Raw genomic sequence first — 20890 nt, 5'->3', positions numbered from 1 at the left:
CGCATACCTTTGCCGCCCAACCGCCCTGCAGGCGCGGTAGCATGAGCCGGCCCGTCAGCCGGCGCACCAAGATTGTCGCCACCCTCGGTCCCGCCAGCGACAGCGACACCACAATCGCCCAGCTGCTGCGGGCCGGCGTGGATGTCTTTCGCCTCAATTTCAGTCATGGCGAGCCCGGACATCACGCCGCCAGCGCCCGGCGAATCCGCCATCAGGCCGCTCTCGCTGGCAGGCACGTCGGCATTCTCGCCGACCTGCAGGGACCCAAGATCCGCATCGGCGGCTTTCGCGATGGCAGTGTCGAGCTGACACAGGGACGGCGCTTCCGCCTCGACGCCCGGGTAGATGATAGAGAAGGCGATCAGCAGGCGGTCGGCTTCAGCTTTGAGGCACTCACGCAGTATCTGCGCCCGAGGGACACCCTGCTGCTCGATGATGGCCGCATACAGCTGACGGTGGATCATGTTGAGCAGAACGCCGCGGACTGCACGGTCCTCGTAGGCGGACAGCTCGGCTCCCACAAGGGCATCAATCGCCTTGGGGGCGGCATTGCTGCGCCGGCGCTCACCGCGAAGGACATTGCCGATATCGAGTCCCTGGGGTCGGTGGATCCCGACTTTGTCGCGGTTTCCTTCGTGTCACACATTCGCGATATCGAGCATACGCAGGCGCTGCTCTCGCGCCACGGGCTCGACGCTTCCATCATTGCCAAGATCGAGCGCGCCGAGGTCGTCGCCGACGCGACGATTCTGGATGACATCCTGCAGGCCTCCGCCGGCATCATGGTCGCCCGCGGCGACCTCGGTGTCGAGGTGGGCGATGCGGAGCTGATCGGGATTCAGAAAGATCTGATCTCGCGGGCGCGGCGCGCCAACCGGCTGGTCATCACCGCAACGCAGATGATGGAGTCGATGATCAGCAACGCCATGCCGACCCGGGCCGAGGTCTTCGACGTTGCCAACGCTGTACTCGACGGCACCGATGCGGTCATGCTCTCGGCAGAAACGGCCGTGGGGCGATACCCCGTCGCTGTGGTTGCCGCAATGTCCGACGCCGCGATGGGGGCTGAGCGCCATCCCGTGGCGCGCACCTCGCGTTACCGCATTGATCGGGAGTTCCATTCCGCCCAGGAAACCATCGCCATGTCGGCCATCTATGCGGCGAATCACTATCGCAACGTTCGCGGTATTGCCTGCCTCACCGAATCCGGGGCGACGCCGCGGCTGATGTCCAGGCTGAGCTCCGGGCTGCCGATCTTCGGCCTGGCAAACAATGCGCAGACCCTGCAACAGCTGTCGCTGTGCCGTGGAGTCATACCGCTGTATTTCCCGGCGAATGACGAGGACCGGGGCTCTCTGGAGACACGCGCCATCGCCTTCCTGCGCGATCTCGATTACCTGCAGGGCGGTGACGACATTCTCCTTTCCATGGGCGATGAGCATGGACGGGCAGGCGGCACCAACATCATGAAAATCGTACGCGTTGATTAGGCAATGTAAATTTTGCAGCTTTTTTGACCGACAACTACCCAGTCCTTACCAGAGTGCTACACTCATAGTGTTGCACACACAATTGTCAGGGTTTTATCGGGCGTGGTGTGCATCAGTTTGTTTATGAATGCGAGCGAAGATCAGTCCTGTTCCTCTGTTCGTCAACCATAAATAGTCAACAGTAAAGCGGCGGCCACGGTCGTCATATACAGTTAGAAAGGTATGTATGTATGTCTACAGTAACCGGTACGGTAAAGTGGTTTAACGAGAGCAAGGGATACGGCTTTATTGAGCAGGAAGGTGGTCCAGATGTCTTCGTTCACTTCAGCGCCATCAAAGGCGATGGGTTTCGCACGCTGACCGATGGGCAGAAAGTTGAGTTTACCGTGGCTGACGGTCAGAAGGGGCCTCAGGCAGAGAATGTTGTGCCTGTCTGACGAACAACGTCAATGATATAGAATGAGCAAAAAAGGAGCCTGTCGGCTCCTTTTTTGTCTCTTGTCTGTCGGACGTGGCGCTTGGCGCCACAACCATCATCAACCTTCAGCGAGCTTCTGCTGTCGATCGATTTCCGAGTCCATGTACCTGATCCACTGCTTGGCATACTGCTCGGAACGCTCGTCGCGCCCTGCCGCCCTGAATGCCTCGCGGGCCTGTTCGTACTCTTCAAGGTTGAAATGCGCCATCCCCAGGACGAGACGCGCCGTATCGGGCCGCTTCACCCCGCCCCGCTGAAGTGCGGTGTTGATGGCGTCAACGGCCTTTTCGAACTGATCCCCATCCAGGTAGATGTTACCCAGCTGTGAGTAGAGCTCCCCGGAATCGGATTTTGACGCGGCAGTCTCCATCACCGGAATGGCCTTCTCCACTTCCTGCGCCTGTCTCCAGGAGCCTGCCAGTAGCTCATAATTCTTGACGTCGTCCTCGACGAGCCCATCTTCAAAACCCTTCTCGAGCACTTTGCCGGCCTTGTAGGGAACGCCCTGGCTGAGATACAGCGATGCGAGGTTGCGCAATTCGCCATCCTTGTCCAGCATGTCCTGGACGTAGGCGGTCTCCATAGAGCCCAGCTGCCGCTTCTCGTTACCCTTTTCCGAATACATGTAGCCGAGTTGAACCCAGTAATCCTTCTTGGGGTAATGGGTCAACAACTCCTCCAGCACCGCCAGTGCGCTGTCAACGTCGCCGCGATCTGTGTAGAGGAAGCGTGCGAGGTTGTACCACTGCTCTTTCGGGGTTTTGTCCTTTTCACGGTATATCTCAATCGCCGTCTCGACGTTTTCCAGCGACTTGGGGTAATCCTCAAGCTGATAGTACCCCTGTGCCAGCAGAACGTAGGCATTGGCCGGGGCATTCTCGCTCATATCGAACCACTTCAGCAGTGCATCGATCCCCTCACGCCAGTTCTCCTGCACGAAATGCAGCTGCGCTACGGTGTAGCGCGTGTTGATTTCCATGGCGAGCGGTATATCCGGCTGACTGACCACGTTTTCATAGGCCTGGAGTGCGCTGGCATAGTCTTCACGCGAATAATGAATGAACGCCATCAGGTTGTAGACATTGGCAAGCTCATAGCTGTTGAGCTCATTACGGCCACGGTCGGCAATCATCTCGTTCAAGACCTGCTGAGCGGTCGCGAGATCCTTTTCTTCCGCCGCAGTCTGGGCCTCCGAGAGCTTTTCATAGACCGAATTTCGCAGCGCCGGTGTCTTGCGGGTTTCGCGCTCCTCCTGCTCCTGCGCCTGGGCCGTGCTGAGACCCAGAGACGCAAGGGGACTCTCGGCGGATAGCTGGCTCAATCCGGACTGCGCCGCGGTGAGCGCAACAGCCAGGGCTGTTGCACTGAACAATGTACGTGTCATGGTCATGGGATGACCCTCCAGCGATTAGTTCTCGAGTTCGAACGTGAACTTGTTTTGAACACCTGCAACCTCGATTGGTTCACCATCCACCACGCGCGGCTTGTATTTGAACTTTTCCGCTGCCTTCACAGACGCTCTCTCAAAGACACCGGACGGCGAGCAATCCACAGCCTGCGGGTCCCGAATGGATCCGTTTCGCGTCACTGTATATTCAACAATGCAGTATCCTGTAATACCCCGCGACTGCGCACGACGCGGGTAAATCGGCGCGACCTTGACAATCGGCAGATACTCGCCATCGCCGCCTCCCATCCCGCTACTGGCGATATTAATCTCAACCGTGGACTGGGGCGCTGTGTTTACCGCATTGGCATCGACATCGGTATCCATGTCGGGCGTATCCATATCCGGCGGCGGTTCTTCCGGATCCTCAATCTTTTCCGGCTTCTTTTGCTCGACATTGGTATCAATGTCCCGCTCCGGCATGACAATGTCGGCAAGGCGTGTTCGCTCTTCCTCGTCGATATCCGGATTCGCGGTAGCGATCAGGTACTGCATGAGGAAGAACAGGCCCCCTGCCACGGGTAAGGCAAGGAGGGCGCCAAAAACAATCCTGGTCAGACTTTTAGGCATAATAGGGCTTCACTACTTCTTGTCGGTGGCGAGAGAGACGTCGTAGACGCCAGCTTCACGGGCCGCATCAAGAACCGCCGCAACCGTCTCCGTGTTCGACTTGTTGTCGGCCTGAATGACCACGGCACCCTTAGGGTTTTCCGCGTGCAGCCGCTCAATGTTAGCCCTTACGGCGCGCTCGTCAATGCGGCGCTTGTCCATCCAGATTTCATTGGTGGCGTTTATCGCCACCAGGATATTCACGTTATCCTTGGGTTGGGCAGTGGACGCCTCCGGGCGATTAACCTCGACCCCAGCTTCCTTGATGAAGGTCGCGGTGACGATGAAGAAAATCAACATGATGAAAACCACGTCCAGCATCGGCGTGAGGTCGATCTGGGCTTCATCTTCTGCTACTACCTGCCTGTTTCTGCGCATAGCTGTGCTCTCTTAATGATCGGTAGTCAGATTGTCGGCCAGCAATTCGCTTTCACGCTGGGCAATCCGCTGAACGTAAGTATTACCGAAAACGCCGGACAGTGCGGCGACCATCCCGGCCATTGTGGGTATCGTGGCTCGCGATACACCTCCGGCCATGGACTTTGCGTCGCCGCCACCGGTAACCGCCATGATGTTGAACACCTCGATCATACCGGTCACTGTGCCCAACAGACCCAGCAAGGGGCACAACGCCACCAGCGTCTTGATCACTGACAGGTTCTGGTTGATCTGGAGGCGGGCTTCCGAGACCAGCTTCTCGCGGACCCGGTGTGCGGCCCAGGAGCGTCGCTCGGGACGTGCCTCCCAATCACCGATGACCCGGGCGACTTCGTGCTTCCAGTTCAGCTTGAAGAACCAGATGCGCTCGAAGATCAGCATCCACATGAAGAACAACAGGACGGCAATGAGCCAGAGGACATTGCCACCCATGTCCATGAAGCGGTTGACTGCCTGAGTCGCATTTTCCAACCAGAACATCATGTCACTTCCCCAGGTTTGACTCGGTGTGCTCGGCGACAATGCCCGTGCTCTGCTCGTTCAGGATATGGATAATCCGCTGTGCACGGCCATTGACCACGGTGTGCAGGAGCACTGTCGGGATCGCCACAAGGAGGCCGAGTACCGTTGTTACCAGGGCGCCGGAAATACCGCCCGCCATGGCTTTGGGATCACCTGCACCGAAGATGGTGATTGCCTGGAAGGTCACGATCATGCCTGTGACGGTACCCAGCAGACCCATCAGCGGTGCCACCGCCGCAATGATCTTCAGGAGGGTAAGACCACTTTCCAGCTTTGGCGTTTCCTTGAGAATGCCCTCGGACAGCTTGAGCTCCAGCGTCTCCGTATCCATGGAAGGGTTGTCTTCGTGGATCTTGAGGACGCGGCCCAGTGGGTTGTTGTCGTTTGCCTTGTCGCTCTTGAGCTGGGAGTTCACTTTAGAGCCAACTGCAGAGAGCACGATCAGGCGGAAGATCGCCAGAATGAAGGCAAAGACACCGACGGCCGTAATGGCGTAGCCGATGTAACCCCCCTGGTGCCAGCGCTCTTCAAGCGTGGGGCTGTTGATCATAGCCGCGAGGTATGAACCACCCGTGGGGCCCGTGGGGTCCACGCCAAAGCGCTTCATGCCGCTGTCGGCATTGGCCAGCGCTTCTGCGAGGTCCGTGTAGTTGCCGGAGGGCTGCCGGGCCAATTCTTCCAGGGTTCCCTTGGATGGCACATAGGTCAGATATTGCCCTTCTTCGGACACCACGTTGAACACCCCGACGCGGACAACGTCCTGCATGACCTTGTCGCCATTTGGCTTCGCCACTTCGGCTTCGAACTTGACCACCTTGCCCGACTCGATCATCTCGCGCTGAAGCTCAAACCAGACGCGCTCGATCTCCTCAATGCTCGGCAGCTGATCGCTGGCGCTCATCTTCTTGATCAGCTGGTTGAGATACTCCTCGCGATTCGGGAACTCGGCGCTGGTGATGGAGAACTCGAGATTGCTCGCGAGGTCGCCGGCGGTGGAGGTCAGATGGCCGAACAGCTCGGACAATGTCCCCAGTCGATCGCGCAACACTTCCTGCTTCTGGGCGATAGTGACTTCGTTTTCCTCGAATTCATTTTCCAGCTGGGAACTGATGTTTTCCTGACGGGTTCGCTCATCCTCCGCAGCCTTGAGCTCAGCAGCCTGGTCTTCCTTATTCTGACGGAATCGCTGCTCGCGCCGCCGGTTTTCCTGCATTTCCGTCGTCTGGCCCTGCTTGACAAACTCCAGCAGCTGCTCGAGGGACTGCGCATCATCCTCTTCCGAAGTGCCTGCCTCAGACGCCTGTGCCGCAGCGTCTTCCTGCGCACTGAGGGGGACCGCGCTGAGTGTCAATACGCCACACAGGGTGAGTGCGGCAGCGGATACGAATTGCTTAATCATTTACTTGGCCTCCGGCGCGGGAATGGGCATGTTCATCAGATCAATGGAGGCTTCCTGGCGCGCGATGCGCAGGCCCTGCATGATAGCCGAGCGATACTCTCCCCGGTCAAGGGAGACCCAGGTACGGTTTTCCTGGTCCCAGGCGCCGGATAATTCAGTATCGGTGGTCTGGTACAACAGGGCAATGCGGCCCACACGCAGGAAGTTGACGTCCCGCTCGGCACCGTCGATTTCGACACTACCCTTGTAGGCGTCCAGCTTCCGGCCGTACTCGTTTTCGATCTTGTAGGCTTCGAGGACCTGGCGGAATTTCTCGGCGACGCTCACATCTGAGCGATCCAGATTCTCGCGCAGGAATTCAATACGTCGCTCCCTCTCTTCCATGTGAAACGGCACGTCCAGCTCGACGAATCGCTCCAGACCGTCAACCATGCGGATGACCAGGGGCGTCATCTGGCGCTGGATGACGGTGACCTGCTCAATCGACTCATCGATATTCGCGATTCGCCGGTTCTGGTTATCGATCTGACGCTGCAGGCGCGCGTTGTAGACCTTGAGGCCATCAACCTGTTTCATGACCGACTTGTAGTCACTCAACAGATCACGTGCCTCATCCGCAAGCCGGTCAACCCGTGCCTGAGATTCCCGCGCGGCTTCATTTTTCTCCTCGCTCACTTTGAGGATGGAGTCCAGCGTGCTTGACTGCACAGTGCTCACCGCACCCACGAGGGCCAGGCAGGACACTATTGTTGTCAGCAGCACATTCTTCAGTCGATAGGTAGTCATGGGAATCGTGCTTCCTATATCCATAAATGTTTTTGGGCTGATGGGGAGAGACCCGGTGACGCTCTCTTCATATTGATCACGCCGAGTCGAGCGAACGAGTTCAGATGAAACCAGATAACACAGATCATTTCAAACACGTTGCGAAATGGCCTGCGGGAGAAAGCAAACATGTGCAATATCGTAACACTTGCTTTCCTTTTCCCAGGGAAAGGTAACACAGAGACGTTTAGCCACAGGAAACGGGAGGTGGCGGGATGGCCAAAGCGCCCGACGATCACCCTCCACGGCAGGATACTCAGATCCGCTGCAGAACAATAAAGCTGAAGGGAAAATCGTTCCTGCTGTCCGCAGGATGGTCTTCCCGGGAAATTTCCCGCCAATCTTCCGCTGCCAGCGCCGGCAGGTAGGCATCCCCCGCGACGTCGGCATGCACCCGTGTCAGGTAAATGCGCTGTATCAGCGGCAGGGCTTCGACGTAAAGCTGCGCGCCGCCCAGCAACATGAGCTCCCCGGCGCCGGAGGCCCGGGCCGATGCCACCGCGAGGGTAAACGCCTCGTCAATGCCAGGCGCAACGTGCACGCCCGCGGCCGCGAATGCCGGATTCCGAGAAACAACGATGTTGTCACGACCAGGCAGCGGGCGCCCGATCGAATCGTAGGTCCGCCGGCCCATGATCACCGGCTTGCCCATGGTGACCCGCCGGAAATAGCGAAGGTCATCCGACAGCCGCCAGGGCAGGGTGTTGTCGCGGCCGATGGTGCCATTGCGGGCTGCCGCAACAATCATGCTCGCCGTGACATCCCGGGGGCTCAAACCGCCACCGGCGCGGGAATGTGAGCATGCGGATCGTAATTGCGGATTTCGAAGTCCTCGAAGCAGTAAGCGTAGAGATTCTCGGGACGTCGGCGAAAATGCAGCGACGGCAGCGGCCGCGGCTCGCGCTGCAGCTGCCGGGAAACCTGCTCGAGGTGGTTCATATACAGATGCGAATCACCGGTCGTGATCACAATCTCTCCCGGCTGCAGGTCGCACTGCTGGGCCAGCATATGCGTCAGCAGCGCGAGACTGGCCATGTTGTAGGGCAGGCCGAGAAACGAGTCGCTGGAGCGGATATACAGCTGTGACGACAGACGGTCTCCGGCAACGTAGAACTGATAGAGCAGATGACAGGGCGGAAGCGCCATGCGGCCCGCGCGCGCGTTGTCCTGTGGACTCTGTTTCTCATCGGGCAGGTATTCGACATTCCAGCCGTGAAACAGGATGCGCCGACTGTCCGGTCGGTGGCGCAGGCAATCCAGCACGTAATCGATCTGGTTGATGCTGCCACCGTCGCGGGTGGGCCAGGCGGTCCACTGCGCGCCGTACAGTGGCCCGAGCTCACCCTCTTCGGTGGCCCACTCGTTCCAGATACTCACGCCGCGCTCTTTCAGCCATGCAGTGTTGGTATCGCCGCGCAGGAACCACAGCAGCTCATTGGCAATACTGCGAAAGTGCAGTTTCTTGGTCGTCAACAGCGGAAACCCGTCGGCGAGGTCGTGACGGAACTGCCGCCCGAACACCGACAGGGTGCCGGTGCCAGTGCGATCGTCCTTGCGCACGCCGTTGTCGAGGATGTCCTGGAGCAGATCGAGGTACTGGCGCATGTCGTTACCGCGTTGATCGGGCCGCAGCGCTGCCGCCCCGGTAGGCGTGAAACAGCAGATAAAGCCCGAGAAGGATCATGGGAATGCACAGCAGCTGACCGCGGGTCATCCAGCCAAACGCCTGGAAGCCCAGGTGCGCATCGGGCTCCCGGAAGAATTCCGCGGTAAACCGCAGAACGCCATAACCCAGGGAAAACACCCCGGACGCGGCGAAGGTGGGCCGCGGCCGGCGTGTGAACCAGAGCATGATAAAAAGAAGCAGCATTCCCTCCAGGGCAAACTGGTAGAGCTGGGACGGGTGCCGCGGAATCTGCAGCGGATCGTTCGGGAAGACCATCGCCCAGGGCACGTCCGCCGCTCGCCCCCACAGCTCCTGGCCGATGAAGTTCCCGAGGCGCCCCAGCGCCAGCCCCAGCGGCGCCAGCGGGGCGACAAAATCCAGCAAATCGGGAAACGACACGCCGTGGCGACGCGCAAACAGGAAACTCGCCGCGACTACGCCAAGGAATCCACCGTGGAAGGACATGCCGCCCTGCCAGACCCGCAGAATCCAGGTCGGGTCCTCGACCAGCCGGTCACCGCCATAGAACAGGGCGTAGCCGATACGTCCGCCGAGCACGATACCCATCGCCGCCCAGAAAATCAGGTCGTCGACCTGGCGTCGCGTCAGCACGGCGTCGGAACGCCGGCTGCGGCGCGCCGCCAGCCACCAGGCGAAGGCCAGACCACCGAGATAGGTCAGCCCGTACCAGTGAATGTTGAGAGGCCCCAGAGAAATGGCCACGGGGTCGATATCAGGATAAGCGAGCATGGGATCAGGCGTCCATCGGTGGCGGTATGAACTGCTGCAGTCCGCGATCCATCAGCAGCGTCTCGAGACGTCGCTGCACATCGCGACTGTTGTCGAGGCCGCGCACCTCTGCGAGCACCTCGACAGCCTCCGCATGGCTGATGCTGCGTATGGCCTTCTTGACCCGCGGCAGACTGGTCGCATTCATGGACAGCACGTCAAAGCCCATGGCGAGCAGCAGTACGGACGCCAGTGGATCCCCCGCGAGTTCACCACAGATATTTACCGGCTTGCCCTCGCTCCGACCACCGGCAACCACCGCGACCAGCGCCTCGAGCACCGCCGGATGAAATGCGTGGTAAAGGTCGGACACTCGGGCATTGTTGCGGTCGACCGCCAGCAGGTATTGCGTGAGATCGTTGCTGCCGACAGAGAGAAAGTCCACGCGACGGGCAAACGCCGCGGCCTGATAGACCGCCGCCGGCACCTCGACCATCACACCCACCGGCGGCAGGGGAATGTCCAGGCCTTCCTGCACCAGTTCGCGATGACTGCGATGAATCAGCACCAGCGCCTCATCGAGCTCAACCACGTTGCTCACCATAGGCAGCATGATGCGCAGGTTGCCCAGACCGGCGTTGGCCTTGAGCATGGCGCGCACCTGGGCAAGCAGAATCTCCGGATGATCCAGCGTGACCCGGATACCGCGCCAGCCGAGGAAAGGGTTCTCTTCTTCGATGGGAAAATAACTGAGTGCCTTGTCGCCGCCGATATCCAGTGTGCGCATGGTTACGGGCCGCGGCGCAAAGGCTTCCAGCTGTTCACGGTAGATCTGCCGCTGCTCCTCCTCGGTCGGGAAGCGCTCGCGCAGCAGAAACGGCACCTCGGTGCGGTACAGGCCGACGCCCTCGGCGCCGCGCTCGAGTGAACGGGCCACATCCACCATCAGGCCGGTATTCACCCACAGGCGCAGGCGGTGGCCATCCAGGGTTTCACAGGCTTCGTCCCGCAGCGTTTCCAGGTCGCGATTCAGCGCAGAATCCTGGTCGGCGAGGGCCTGATAGCGATCGAGCGCCTCCTCCGGCGGGTTCAGGTGCACCGCACCGTTATACCCGTCGACGACCACCGTCATGTCACGCAGGCGGGTATAGGGCAGATCCACCGCGCCCATCACCGTAGGCACACCCATGGCGCGGGCGAGAATGGCGACATGCGAGTTGCCAGAGCCGCGCACGGATATCATGCCGGCGAGCCGGTTGCGCGGGATCTCGCCCAGCATCGAGGCAGTGAGCTCTTCACTGACCAGGATGGTCTGCTCCGGAAAGTCGGTCTCGTCGCGCCCGTCAGCCTGCAGATACCCGAGCACCCGCGTGCCGAGGTCCTTGACATCGACTGCACGCTCGCGAAGGTAGCTGTGCTCCATCCGCTCAAAGTGCCGGATGTGCTCGATCATGACCTGACTGAGCGCACCCTGCGCCCACTCGCCCGCCTTGATTCGTGCCGCCACCTCGCCGCCGATGGCGGAGTCACCCAGTATGCCGAGGTAGACGTCGAACAGGGCGTGATCTTCGGCGCTCAACTCATCGCGCAGATTATCGGCGACAGACTGGACATCGAGACGGACCTGCTCCAGCGCGTGCTTGAAACTGCGCAATTCGGCGCGACGGTCCTTTGCCTGGCGCCGGGGCACCGTGTACAGATCCGCCACGGGTGACTTCACCACCGCGACGCCGATGCCAATGCCGGGCGCACCGGGCAGCCCGGCTATCCGGGTTGACATCTGCACGGCTCCCGCCACCAGCGCATCCGGTACCTCGCCGGTAACCTGGGCATGGGCAATGACGCCGGCAAGCTGCGCCGACATCGTCACCAGGAAGGCCTCCTCGCTTTCATCAAAGCGCCGACGCTCCGATTGCTGGACAACCAGTACTCCCAGCACCTGGCGCTGGTGGATAATCGGCACGCCGAGGAAGGCGTGAAAGGGCTCCTCGCCGATATCCGGCAGGAACTGGAAATTGGGGTGACTTTCGGCGTCCTCGAGATTTACCGGCTCCTCGCGCTCTGCCACGAGGCCGACCAGACCCTCCCCCGGAGCCAGGCTGGCGAAACCGATCTGCGCCGCATTGAGTCCCTCGGTGGCGCGAAAGACAAAGCGCTCGCCGCCGCGATCGCGCATGTAGACACTGCAGACCTGCGTGCCCATCGCGTTCTTGACGCGGGATACAATAATGCCCAGCGCCTGATCGAGGCTCTCGGCGGCGTTTACCTCCTGGACTATGGCCCGCAGGACTTCCAGCACGGCGTCAGGCCTGCTCGCTGGCGGCGACCAGGCCGCCCAGAGGCTGCGCGAGCTCGCGCAGCGCACGCCGGTACACTTCACGCTTGAAATACACGACCTGATTCAGGGGATACCAGTAGCTCACCCACTGCCAGTGATCGAACTCGGGCTTCGGGTTGTCGGTGAGGCTGATGCTGGATTCGTCGGCAATCAGCCTGAGCAGATACCATTTCTGCTTCTGGCCAATGCACACCGGCTCCTGCCCCTTGCGGATGTAGCGCTTTGGCAGTCGGTAGCGCAGCCAGCCCCGGGTGCAGGCAATGACATCCACGGCGGATGGTGGCAGGCCAACCTCTTCCTCGAGCTCGCGATACAGCGCGTGTTCGGGCTTTTCACCGGGGTTGATGCCGCCCTGGGGAAACTGCCAGGCGTCGCGCCCGCCAATGCGACGCGCCCAGAGCAACTGGCCGCTGTCGTTGGCGATCACGATGCCGACGTTTGGCCGGAAACCCTGTGCGTCAATCATTGCCACTGTATCCACATATCAGCCAGTCATTGTTCCATACTTTGCGCAGCCAGAGAAATTGTCTCGCGCACCCGACCGTTATATTCTCCCGCGCCGCACTTGAGGAGAACAGCATGCCACTGGCCATTTTCGATCTTGACGATACGCTGCTCGCCGGCGATAGCGATCACCTCTGGGGAGCCTGGCTGTGCGAGCAGGGACGGGTAAACGCGGCCGCGCACGCCTCGGCGAACGAGCAGTTCTACGCCGACTACAAGGCGGGATCACTGGATATCGCGGCCTATCTGCGCTTCGCGCTGCGGCCGATAGCGGGCCGCAGCACCGGGGAGATCGCCAGCTGGCAGGCCGCCTTCCTGCAGGACAAGATCGCGCACATCATGCTGCCGCAAGCGCGCGCGCTGATTGACAGTCACCGTCAGCGGGGCGATACGCTGCTTGTCATCACCGCCACCAACGAAGTGGTGGCCGGGCCCATCGTCAGGCAACTGGGCATCGACAACCTGATCGCCTGCGGCGTGGAAGTGGCTGAGGGGCGCTACACGGGGGCGCCGACGGGAACCCCAAGCTATCGCGAGGGCAAGGTGGTGCGCCTGCAGGACTGGCTGGCGGACAAGGGGGAATCATTGACCGGTGCAACGTTCTACAGCGACTCGCACAACGATCTGCCGCTGCTGCAGCTGGTCGACAACCCGGTCGCCGTGGATCCCGACCCCACGCTCGCGGCGCATGCCCGGGACAATGGCTGGCGAATCATCAGCCTGCGCGGCGCCTGAGCCGGTCCCGACCACCAGTTATCGCACTGCGTCGAACGGCCTCTCCACCGCAGAAGGCTTTCGAGACTCGCCGTAAAGCCGTCCCTGGCGGCTCGACGGCGGCTTCCATGCCGCCGACGGTCTCGAAAGCCTTCTCCGGCGGAGAGGCCTCCTACGGTAAAAGTTGGGGCAGATCAGTCCGCGTCGCTGAGGTGCTCCTGGTAGGCCTCGCTATCCATGAGCTCGTCCAGCTCCGCGGTGTCTGACGGCTTGAGCCGGAAGAACCAGCCGTCGGCATAGGGGCTGCCGTTGACGGTTTCAGGGGCATCGACAAGCGCCTCGTTCACGGCCAGTACGGTGCCGCTGATCGGCGCGTAAACATCGGAGGCCGCCTTGACGGATTCCACCACGGCTACTTCGTCCCCGGCGGCGAGGTCGCTGCCTGCTTCCGGGAGCTCCACAAAGACGACATCGCCCAGGGCTTCCTGCGCATGATCGCTGATGCCGACGGTCACGCTGCCGTCGTCCTCAACGCGCACCCACTCGTGGCTTTTGGCGAATTTCAGACCTTCCGGTGCCTGGCTCATACGGGTTCCTCCATAGAATCTGCGGCGATTGTAGGCCTTGCCAGGCTATTCGGCCAGACCCATGGCCTGGCGCATCAGGCGTTTTTTCACCGCCGGCAGGGCATCCACCTGCCTGAGACCGACATTGCGCAGCCAGCGAAGCGGCAGACGGCGCGACCCGAACAGGTGCCGGAATCCGTCCATCGCCGCCATCATGGCCAGATTGCTGCCCTTGCGACGGCGCTGGTAGCGCTGCAGAACGGATAGCGCTCCCGGGGGCAATCCACGCTGTCTGGCCTCGAGTACCACCCGGGCAAGCTCATCGACGTCGGCGAGGCCAAGATTGATGCCCTGGCCGGCGAGAGGATGAATGGTGTGCGCGGCATCAGCGATCAGCGCGACACCGGGCTCGACGTAGTTGATGGCGTGCCGCTGGCGCAGCGGAAAGGCGGCCCGGGGTGAGCTGTCCAGGATATCGCCGAGACAATGCTCCGCGGCATCAGCAAGCGCAGCGCAGAAATCTGCGTCGGACAGCGCCACCACGGCATCCACCGCATCGTCGTCCAGCGACCAGACAATCGAGCAGTAATGACGGTCGGCAGAATCCGGCAGGGGCAGCAGCGCGAGGGGCCCGGTGGGCAGGAAACGCTGCCAGGCAGTGTCGGCGTGATGCCGCTCTGTCTCGACGGTTGCCACGATGGCGCGCTGTCCGTAGCTCCATTCGCGGGTGGCGAAACCCAGCCGCTCACGCAACGGAGACAGCGCGCCATCTGCACCTACCGTCAGGCCCGCGGCGCAGCGGGTACCGTCGTCAAGCGTCACAATAACGCCATCCGCAGAGCGCTGCGCCTGCTCCAGCCGGCGCGGCGCCAGCACCTCGATATCCGGTGCCCGACGGACGCGGCTGGCGAGGGCCGCGGTGATGGCGCTGTTCTCAACCAGCGTGCCAAGTGCAGGCAGGTTCATTTCGGCACTGTCGAAATCAATACGGCCAGTGCCCTCGGCGTCCCAGACCGTCATGTGGCGGTAAGGGCAGGCGCGATAGGCCTCGATCGCCGGCCAGACAGCGAGGCGCGCCAGGAAGTCAACAGAGCCCGGGGTGAGGGCGCTGACCCGGACGTCGAAACCATTGAGGCCCATATCCACGGGGCCGGGATCGGCGGGCAGGCCCCGCGCCTCGACCAGCGCTATCCGCAGGCCCTGACCGCTGAGCGCTACCGCGAGTGCCGAGCCGGCAATGCCGGCACCGACAACGAGCACATCGTGGTCCAGGGGCGGTACTGCCTCAGGCATTCCGTGCCTCCAGTGCCGCGACCCCTGCGGCATGGCGGACAAACGCGGATTTTGCGCCGCGTGCCAGATCCAGACCCGATAGCGCCAGATCGCGGGCAAGGCCAAAAACCGGATCCGCGTTCATGAACAGGCCGGGCAGCCGGTCGCTCGCGGCAATGGTACGCTGCTGATCAACGCGCTGGCGTGCGGCGTAACGGGCCAGAACTGCGGGATCTCCCGCGGTATCGCCGCCTGTAATGGCCTGCGCAAGCACCGCAGACAACGCAGCAATATCCCGCAGCGCCAGATTGAAGCCCTGGCCGGCCACGGGATGCAGGGCATGCGCCGCATTGCCGACCACCACCACGTGCCGACGCACACATTCCCGCGCCTCCACGAGCGACAGCGGATAAGTGGACCTCTCACCAACCTGAACAGCACGGCCCAGTCGATAGCCAAAGGTCTCCTGCAGTTCCTGCAGAAACGCCGCCGGCTCCGCTGCCGCCAGCTCCTGCGCGCGAGCCTCCGGGAGTGTCCAGACCAGCGCCGCCCGGTTCGGGGCATCTGCGGTTGGCGGCAGCGGCAGCAGGGCCAGCGGGCCTGCTGCGGTGAAACGCTCGTAAGCCACACCGGCGTGGGGCGCGGCGAACGCCACATTGGCCACTAGCGCATGCTGATCATAGCGGCGGCTGTTGACGCCGATACCGAGACCGTCACGCAGGCGGGACTGCGCGCCATCGGCAATGACCAGCAGATCGGCCGCCAGTGCACCAGGCTCGCCGGTATCCAGACTGATTTCCATGCGACCGTCCCGGGGCTTTGCGGCGACTGCGCTGGCCGGGCTGACAAGCTGTATGCGTGACGAGGCAAGCAGGGCGTCCAACAGCACGCGGCCCAGCCAGGCGTTCTCGACCACGTAACCCAGCCCCGGCCATCCCTGGTCGTCGGCGTCCATGAGGCTGCTGCCAAAGCGCCCCTGACTGGATACGTGTATATGGCGTATCGGCTCGGCCCAGGCCGACAGTGCCTGCCACAGCCCGAGACCTTCATAAATCAGCCGCGAGCTGTAGCTGAGGGCGGTGGAGCGCGCGTCGAAGGAGGGGTGGTAATCGCCATTGCCGCCGCGCAGTGGATAGCTTTCTATCAGAGTAATGGATTGCGACCGAGGCAGAGACGCAGCCAGGTGCAGCGCAAGACTGATTCCCACCATTCCGCCACCGGCAATCACCACATTCGCTGTCAGGCTCATCCGTCAGCTCACCATCAGGGCTTCAATGTCATCCGCCGCAGTGGGCACTGCCGCCGAGAGCACTTCCATGCCGTCTGCAGTGATGGCCACGTCATCCTCGATACGCACGCCAATACCGCGCCACTTCTTTGCCACGCTGCGATTGTCCGGCGCAATGTAGATTCCGGGCTCCACGGTCATCACCATGCCCGGCTCCAGCAGGCGCGGCTCGGCGCCGACCCGGTAATCGCCGACGTCGTGCACATCCATGCCGAGCCAGTGGCCGGCGCGATGCATGTAGAAGTCGCGGTAGGCGCCCTTGTCGATCAGACGGTCCACCTTTCCCTTGAGCAGGCCGAGCTCAACCAGGCCTTCCGTGATAACGCGGACAGTGGCGTCGTGGGGCTGATTCCAGTGGTTCCCTGCGCGGGTAGCCTCGAAAGCGGCATGCTGTGCACGCAGAACGATATCGTAAATGGCCCGTTGTTCGCGGGAAAAACGCCCGCCAACCGGGAATGTTCGCGTGACGTCGGCGGCATAGCCGCGGTATTCGCAGCCGGCATCGATCAGCACGAGGTCACCGTCGCGCAGTCGGTCGGCGTTGTCCACGTAGTGCAGGATGCAGGCATTGTCGCCACCACCGACGATGGAGGCATAAGCCGGATGACGGGCACCACGCATCGCAAACTCATGGTGCAGTTCGGCTTCGAGCTGGTATTCATACACGCCGGGGCGGCAGAAGCGCATGGCGCGACAGTGCGCCGCTGCGGTTATCCTGGCGGCCTTGCGCATCAGCCTGAGCTCCGCGGCGCTCTTGTATAGCCGGAGCTCGTGCAGCATGTGATCGAGATCGGTGAACTCGCCGGGGGGAACCGCGCCAGTGGCGGCCTTGCTGCGAATGCGATTGACCCAGCCCATGATACGACTGTCGAAATCCGCGCTGCGCCCCATGGAGTAGTAGACGCGCTCGCGGCCTTCGACAAGGCCGGGAAGAATCTCGTCGATGTCGCCGATCGGGAAGGCGTCATCGGCACCGAAATTCTCTACCGCACCCTCCGGACCGGCGCGGCGGCCGTGCCATAACTCCCGGGTGACATCCCGCTCCCGGCAGAACAGCACAAACTGTCCATGGCGTCGGCCCGGTATCAGGGCCAGCACCGATTCAGGTTCGTCAAAGCCGGACAGGTAGCGAAAATCACTGTCCTGGCGAAAGGGGAATTCGGTGTCGCGGCTGCGCGTCTGCTCGTTGGCGGAGGGAATGATAGCAATGCTGTTCGGCTCCATGAGCGCCATCAGATTGCGCCGGCGGCGGGCGTATTCCGTCTTGCTGATCGTCATGAGGGTCGGATCCAGGCCTCGTTCAGTGAAGGGTACGGTCTTTGGTAGCGCCCGCATCGGAAAACAGCTGCTGGCTGTCGGCAATGACATTCATCGCTGCCACGCGAAGATACTCCACCAGTTCGGCGTAGGCGCGCTCAGCTTCATCGGGGTCGTCTTCTTCAGCATCAGCCTGGGCGATAGCGGCGAAGTCACGCAGGGCCTCAGCGCTGTCGGCCGCGACGCCGGCTTCTGTCAGGCCCGCACTGACGCGGGCCTCGGCGAAGCCCGACAGAAACCCCCGACACCAGTCGGCAAGGGCCAGGGTGCGCTGCGCCAGCTCTGTTTCATCGCCGGGCAGCAGTGGATGGAAGTGCAGATTTTCGCTTGCCGCGGAGGCCGCGGTGCGCGCATACATCTGCTGTAGTCCATCGGCGAGTTCGCCGTGGACATCGATTGAAAGCGCCTTCCCCAGGCCCGCGAGTCCGGCGCCGGGCTCACGGCCTGCGCCGCCACCGAGCAGTCCGGCCAGACAGCCGTGCAGCTCCGAGGGCGAGCTCTGTATGCCCTGCTCAAAGAGGTGGTTGGCTAGCTCATCGAAATCCGGCAAATCGCTGTTGTCGCCCGGGCGCAGGTCAAACACGGTACGCGTCCCGCCACCCGAACAAGCTACGTGACATGCGCTCTCTAAAGTGCTGGCAGATGCTTGAATTAATTAACATTTACGTCGTTGACCTCTCTGCGGCGCGGCTCTATAGTGCAGGACACTCCGCGAAAACCCAAGTATAACGGCAATGGCAGATGACGCGCTGAAAATGCTGGAATCCAGGATCGATCAGTTGATCGCCCTCTGCGGTGAACTGAATCAGGAAAACCAGCGCTTGAAGGCGGAGAACCTGAACTGGCGTCGAGAGCGACAGGAACTGATCGACAACAATGAGGCAGCGCGCCAGCGGGTGGAATCCATGCTGAGCCGTCTGCGTTCGACAGAGTAAAAGGCATGGCAATGGCACAGCCAAACACGGTCAACGTCACGATTCTCGACAAGAGCTACCAGGTCGCCTGTCCGCCTGAGCAGAAGGCAGACCTGGTCACGTCGGCCAATTACCTCGATTCACAGATGCGCTCCATTCGTGACACCGGAAAGGTTATCGGCCTTGAACGCATCGCGGTGATGGCAGCGCTGAACATCAGCTATGAATTGCTGCGGGCTACACGCACCGATGGCGAAACAGCGCTTGCGAGCACGGAGAACGCCGACAGCGAGGCCGCGTTCCGCAGTCTAAACAACAAGCTTGAAGAGGCGCTGCACAAACTCAGACAGATTGAGATCAGCTGACTCTCAGACACATCAGCGGTCACAGCCCTCGGTCTGCGCCACCGCTTGCGTTATACTGGTGTCCGGTTCCTGGTGTATTCGCCAGACACTCAGTCCTCGAGCCGATACTGCTGTAACCGGCGGTGACCGAATGGTGTTGTTGTGCAGGTCCGGCTTGTACCGGAAAGCCTGATACACCGCGGGAGCCACCACCTTGAACCTTTCGGTTCAAGGGCCGACCTGTCAGCGGTACACCGGGAACCTTTACCGATTCTGGAAGCTGGCTCTCATGCGAGAACCGCCCCCCACGACAGACAAGCAGAGATTGCGCCGGCAGCTACGCGCCCGCCGCCAGCGTGTTCCCGAGGATCAGCGACAGGTCATCGCCGAGCGCGCCGCCATACAGCTCTTGGAACTGCCCGGCTGGCGCCGGGCAACGCATGTGGCCGGCTACCTGGCAACACGGGAAGAGTTTGACTGCGGCCCACTGCTGCTGGCGGCGCAGCGCGCGGGCAAGCAGACGTTTCTGCCGGACATGGCACCGGGTACCACACTGCAGTTTCGCCGGTACAGCGCCGGCGACTCCCTCCGGAAGGCCCGCTACGGCATTTTCCAGCCCATGCAGACTGCAGCTGCGGTTCCCGTGAGCGCCCTCGATATCATGTTACTGCCGCTGGTTGCCTGGAATGCCCATGGTGTCAGGTTGGGAATGGGCGCAGGTTACTACGACCGGGCGCTGTGCCGGGAAAAGCCAGGACTGCTGGTGGGACTCGGATACGACTGCCAGGAATATGACAATCTACCTTATGACAGCTGGGACGTGCCGCTGGACTACGTGGTGACGGGTAGCCGCCTGGTGAGGTGCATGCGGAATTGACGCGCCAGCGCCCGGCGTCGCCCGGGATTCACTCCAGAATAATGCCTGCCTGCAAAGGCGACGCCGGAGCGGCGTTGGTCTGACTCGAGGTCATGGGCAGCAACAGCGTCGCAATCATCCCCACAGCGAATACGGCAATCAGCACAAACATGGTATCGGGTCGTCTATTCACGCAACACTCTCGTCATCAATGTGCAACTAAAAAAGATCTGCCAGGGCATCGTGACTTACCGGCAATGACACCTGGCCCTATCACAACATGCGCCCTACACAGAAGCCCGTCATTTTGAGTGAATCATGAGAGCCGGTTTTCTTGACAACTTTTCTTGTCCAGCTCTTGGCCCTGTCTTTTTTTGTCAATTTGTCACAGAGCTTACACGGAATATTCTGCCATGCAACCCGTCCATACCGGATATTTTGCCCGATATACCCCTCAAGGGGCACGGCCCCACACCGCGAATCTCAGCTCGCCCGCAGTTCCCTGACGCCGGCATCACCTGCCAGCAGCAGAACATCCGCCGGGCGATGTGCAAACAGGCCGTGGCACACGACGCCCGTGATATTGTTGATGGCTTCCTCAAGAGCGAGAGGCTGGGCGATGCTCAAGCGGTGTACGTCGAGAATGATGTTGCCGTTGTCGGTAACGAAGCCGTCCCGGTATACCGGCTCACCGCCCAGGCTGACCAGACATCGGGCCACATGACTACGCGCCATGGGAATCACCTCTACCGGCAAGGGAAATTCACCCAGGGTGTGTACCAGCTTGCTGTCATCCGCGATGCAGATAAACTCCCGAGCGACAGCGGCAACAATCTTTTCCCGGGTCAGGGCGCCGCCACCGCCCTTGATCAGCTGCAGCGCACTGTTGGCCTGGTCGGCACCATCCACGTAGAAATCGACACGATCGACGCTGGTCAGCGACTGCACGGGAATGCCGTGCGACTTCAGGCGCTCCGCCGACGCCTCTGAACTGGCCACGGTAACCGCAAAACGGCCCCGCACCGGCGCCAGCGCGTCGATAAAACAGTTGGCCGTCGACCCGGTGCCGATGCCGATAACGGTATCGTTCTCGAGATGTGGCTTGAGATAGTCCAGCGCGGCTGCGGCGACCGCCTGTTTCTTTGCATCACTGTTCATGTTGAATCCTGCGCGA

General features: G+C 61.5%; 24 protein-coding genes and 1 other RNA gene. 7 read left to right on the top strand and 18 right to left on the bottom strand.

Translation table 11 applies throughout. The features are described 5' to 3' along the window. Positions 1 to 41 precede the first annotated feature (41 nt). Entirely contained in the window at positions 42 to 1490 is a 1449-nt protein-coding gene (gene pyk / locus EV688_RS11275) for a pyruvate kinase (RefSeq protein ID WP_117318261.1), read from the top strand. A 230-nt stretch (positions 1491 to 1720) separates the two neighbouring features. Further along, positions 1721 to 1927, top strand: a complete 207-nt coding sequence (locus EV688_RS11270) for a cold-shock protein (protein ID WP_117318263.1) — start codon at positions 1721 to 1723, stop codon at positions 1925 to 1927. Between the two features lie 99 nt (positions 1928 to 2026). Here the strand turns inward: EV688_RS11270 and EV688_RS11265 are convergent, their stop codons facing one another. The 11 genes from EV688_RS11265 to EV688_RS11215 all read right to left on the bottom strand — a co-directional run bounded on the left by EV688_RS11265 (position 2027) and on the right by EV688_RS11215 (position 12407). After that, on the bottom strand, positions 2027 to 3358 hold the full coding sequence (locus EV688_RS11265; protein ID WP_240624375.1) for a tetratricopeptide repeat protein: 1332 nt from the start codon (positions 3356 to 3358) through the stop codon (positions 2027 to 2029). Positions 3359 to 3376: 18 nt separating this feature from the next. Further along, positions 3377 to 3985 (bottom strand): energy transducer TonB, encoded by a 609-nt coding sequence (locus EV688_RS11260; RefSeq protein WP_117318265.1) that lies wholly within the window; start codon positions 3983 to 3985, stop codon positions 3377 to 3379. A gap of 12 nt (positions 3986 to 3997) precedes the next feature. Continuing rightward, positions 3998 to 4402, bottom strand: a complete 405-nt coding sequence (locus tag EV688_RS11255) for an ExbD/TolR family protein (RefSeq protein WP_117318267.1) — start codon at positions 4400 to 4402, stop codon at positions 3998 to 4000. A 12-nt stretch (positions 4403 to 4414) separates the two neighbouring features. Then, the gene (locus tag EV688_RS11250) at positions 4415 to 4942 is read right to left on the bottom strand and encodes a MotA/TolQ/ExbB proton channel family protein (RefSeq protein ID WP_117318317.1); all 528 of its coding nucleotides are present in this window, start codon (positions 4940 to 4942) and stop codon (positions 4415 to 4417) included. A gap of 4 nt (positions 4943 to 4946) precedes the next feature. Next, on the bottom strand, positions 4947 to 6383 hold the full coding sequence (locus EV688_RS11245) for a MotA/TolQ/ExbB proton channel family protein (protein WP_117318269.1): 1437 nt from the start codon (positions 6381 to 6383) through the stop codon (positions 4947 to 4949). Then, the gene (locus tag EV688_RS11240) at positions 6384 to 7169 is read right to left on the bottom strand and encodes a DUF3450 domain-containing protein (protein WP_117318271.1); all 786 of its coding nucleotides are present in this window, start codon (positions 7167 to 7169) and stop codon (positions 6384 to 6386) included. A 295-nt stretch (positions 7170 to 7464) separates the two neighbouring features. Further along, entirely contained in the window at positions 7465 to 7956 is a 492-nt protein-coding gene (locus EV688_RS11235; protein WP_117318273.1) for a dihydrofolate reductase, read from the bottom strand. A gap of 23 nt (positions 7957 to 7979) precedes the next feature. Continuing rightward, positions 7980 to 8813, bottom strand: a complete 834-nt coding sequence (locus EV688_RS11230; RefSeq protein WP_117318274.1) for a thymidylate synthase — start codon at positions 8811 to 8813, stop codon at positions 7980 to 7982. Between the two features lie 4 nt (positions 8814 to 8817). Continuing rightward, complete coding sequence (lgt, locus tag EV688_RS11225; protein ID WP_117318276.1) at positions 8818 to 9624, bottom strand: prolipoprotein diacylglyceryl transferase; 807 nt, start codon at positions 9622 to 9624, stop codon at positions 8818 to 8820. A gap of 4 nt (positions 9625 to 9628) precedes the next feature. Then, entirely contained in the window at positions 9629 to 11902 is a 2274-nt protein-coding gene (gene ptsP / locus EV688_RS11220) for a phosphoenolpyruvate--protein phosphotransferase (protein ID WP_117318278.1), read from the bottom strand. 4 nt (positions 11903 to 11906) lie between these two features. Continuing rightward, the gene (locus EV688_RS11215) at positions 11907 to 12407 is read right to left on the bottom strand and encodes an RNA pyrophosphohydrolase (RefSeq protein WP_117318280.1); all 501 of its coding nucleotides are present in this window, start codon (positions 12405 to 12407) and stop codon (positions 11907 to 11909) included. Between the two features lie 113 nt (positions 12408 to 12520). Between EV688_RS11215 and EV688_RS11210 the strand changes: the two genes are divergently transcribed. Beyond that, positions 12521 to 13180, top strand: a complete 660-nt coding sequence (locus EV688_RS11210; protein WP_117318282.1) for a histidinol-phosphatase — start codon at positions 12521 to 12523, stop codon at positions 13178 to 13180. Between the two features lie 173 nt (positions 13181 to 13353). Here the strand turns inward: EV688_RS11210 and gcvH are convergent, their stop codons facing one another. Genes gcvH through EV688_RS11185 form a run of 5 tightly spaced genes read right to left on the bottom strand, consistent with a single transcriptional unit; the run spans position 13354 to position 18185 of the window. Beyond that, positions 13354 to 13746 (bottom strand): glycine cleavage system protein GcvH, encoded by a 393-nt coding sequence (gene gcvH / locus EV688_RS11205; protein WP_117318284.1) that lies wholly within the window; start codon positions 13744 to 13746, stop codon positions 13354 to 13356. A 45-nt stretch (positions 13747 to 13791) separates the two neighbouring features. After that, positions 13792 to 15018 (bottom strand): UbiH/UbiF/VisC/COQ6 family ubiquinone biosynthesis hydroxylase, encoded by a 1227-nt coding sequence (locus EV688_RS11200; RefSeq protein WP_117318286.1) that lies wholly within the window; start codon positions 15016 to 15018, stop codon positions 13792 to 13794. Beyond that, entirely contained in the window at positions 15011 to 16246 is a 1236-nt protein-coding gene (gene ubiH, locus EV688_RS11195; protein ID WP_117318288.1) for a 2-octaprenyl-6-methoxyphenyl hydroxylase, read from the bottom strand. The genes EV688_RS11200 and ubiH overlap by 8 nt, the downstream gene beginning before the upstream one ends. Before the next feature lie 3 nt (positions 16247 to 16249). Further along, positions 16250 to 17563: a Xaa-Pro aminopeptidase gene (gene pepP, locus EV688_RS11190; RefSeq protein WP_117318290.1), complete on the bottom strand. Its 1314-nt coding sequence runs from the start codon at positions 17561 to 17563 to the stop codon at positions 16250 to 16252. A gap of 22 nt (positions 17564 to 17585) precedes the next feature. After that, the gene (locus tag EV688_RS11185; RefSeq protein ID WP_117318292.1) at positions 17586 to 18185 is read right to left on the bottom strand and encodes a UPF0149 family protein; all 600 of its coding nucleotides are present in this window, start codon (positions 18183 to 18185) and stop codon (positions 17586 to 17588) included. A gap of 151 nt (positions 18186 to 18336) precedes the next feature. On the opposite strand from EV688_RS11185, the gene EV688_RS11180 reads away from it, so the two are divergent. The 4 genes from EV688_RS11180 (at position 18337) to EV688_RS11165 (ending at position 19737) form a co-directional block, all read left to right on the top strand. Further along, on the top strand, positions 18337 to 18537 hold the full coding sequence (locus EV688_RS11180; RefSeq protein WP_117318294.1) for a TIGR02449 family protein: 201 nt from the start codon (positions 18337 to 18339) through the stop codon (positions 18535 to 18537). An 11-nt stretch (positions 18538 to 18548) separates the two neighbouring features. Then, the gene (locus tag EV688_RS11175) at positions 18549 to 18881 is read left to right on the top strand and encodes a cell division protein ZapA (protein WP_117318296.1); all 333 of its coding nucleotides are present in this window, start codon (positions 18549 to 18551) and stop codon (positions 18879 to 18881) included. A 63-nt stretch (positions 18882 to 18944) separates the two neighbouring features. Next, a non-coding RNA gene (ssrS, locus tag EV688_RS11170) (6S RNA) lies at positions 18945 to 19125 on the top strand. Between the two features lie 24 nt (positions 19126 to 19149). Continuing rightward, positions 19150 to 19737: a 5-formyltetrahydrofolate cyclo-ligase gene (locus tag EV688_RS11165; RefSeq protein WP_117318298.1), complete on the top strand. Its 588-nt coding sequence runs from the start codon at positions 19150 to 19152 to the stop codon at positions 19735 to 19737. Positions 19738 to 19765: 28 nt separating this feature from the next. Here EV688_RS11165 and EV688_RS17425 read toward each other — a convergent pair whose 3' ends face one another. Then, positions 19766 to 19909: a hypothetical protein gene (locus EV688_RS17425; RefSeq protein ID WP_162883924.1), complete on the bottom strand. Its 144-nt coding sequence runs from the start codon at positions 19907 to 19909 to the stop codon at positions 19766 to 19768. Positions 19910 to 20199: 290 nt separating this feature from the next. After that, positions 20200 to 20874, bottom strand: a complete 675-nt coding sequence (gene rpiA / locus EV688_RS11160) for a ribose-5-phosphate isomerase RpiA (protein WP_117318300.1) — start codon at positions 20872 to 20874, stop codon at positions 20200 to 20202. Positions 20875 to 20890: the final 16 nt, after the last annotated feature.

It is taken from the genome of Chromatocurvus halotolerans, assembly GCF_004340525.1.
In the GTDB taxonomy this organism is placed as follows: Bacteria; Pseudomonadota; Gammaproteobacteria; order Pseudomonadales; family Halieaceae; genus Chromatocurvus; species Chromatocurvus halotolerans.
The sequence above is the reverse complement of the archived record's forward strand: the minus strand, read 5'-3'. Positions and strand labels throughout refer to the sequence as shown.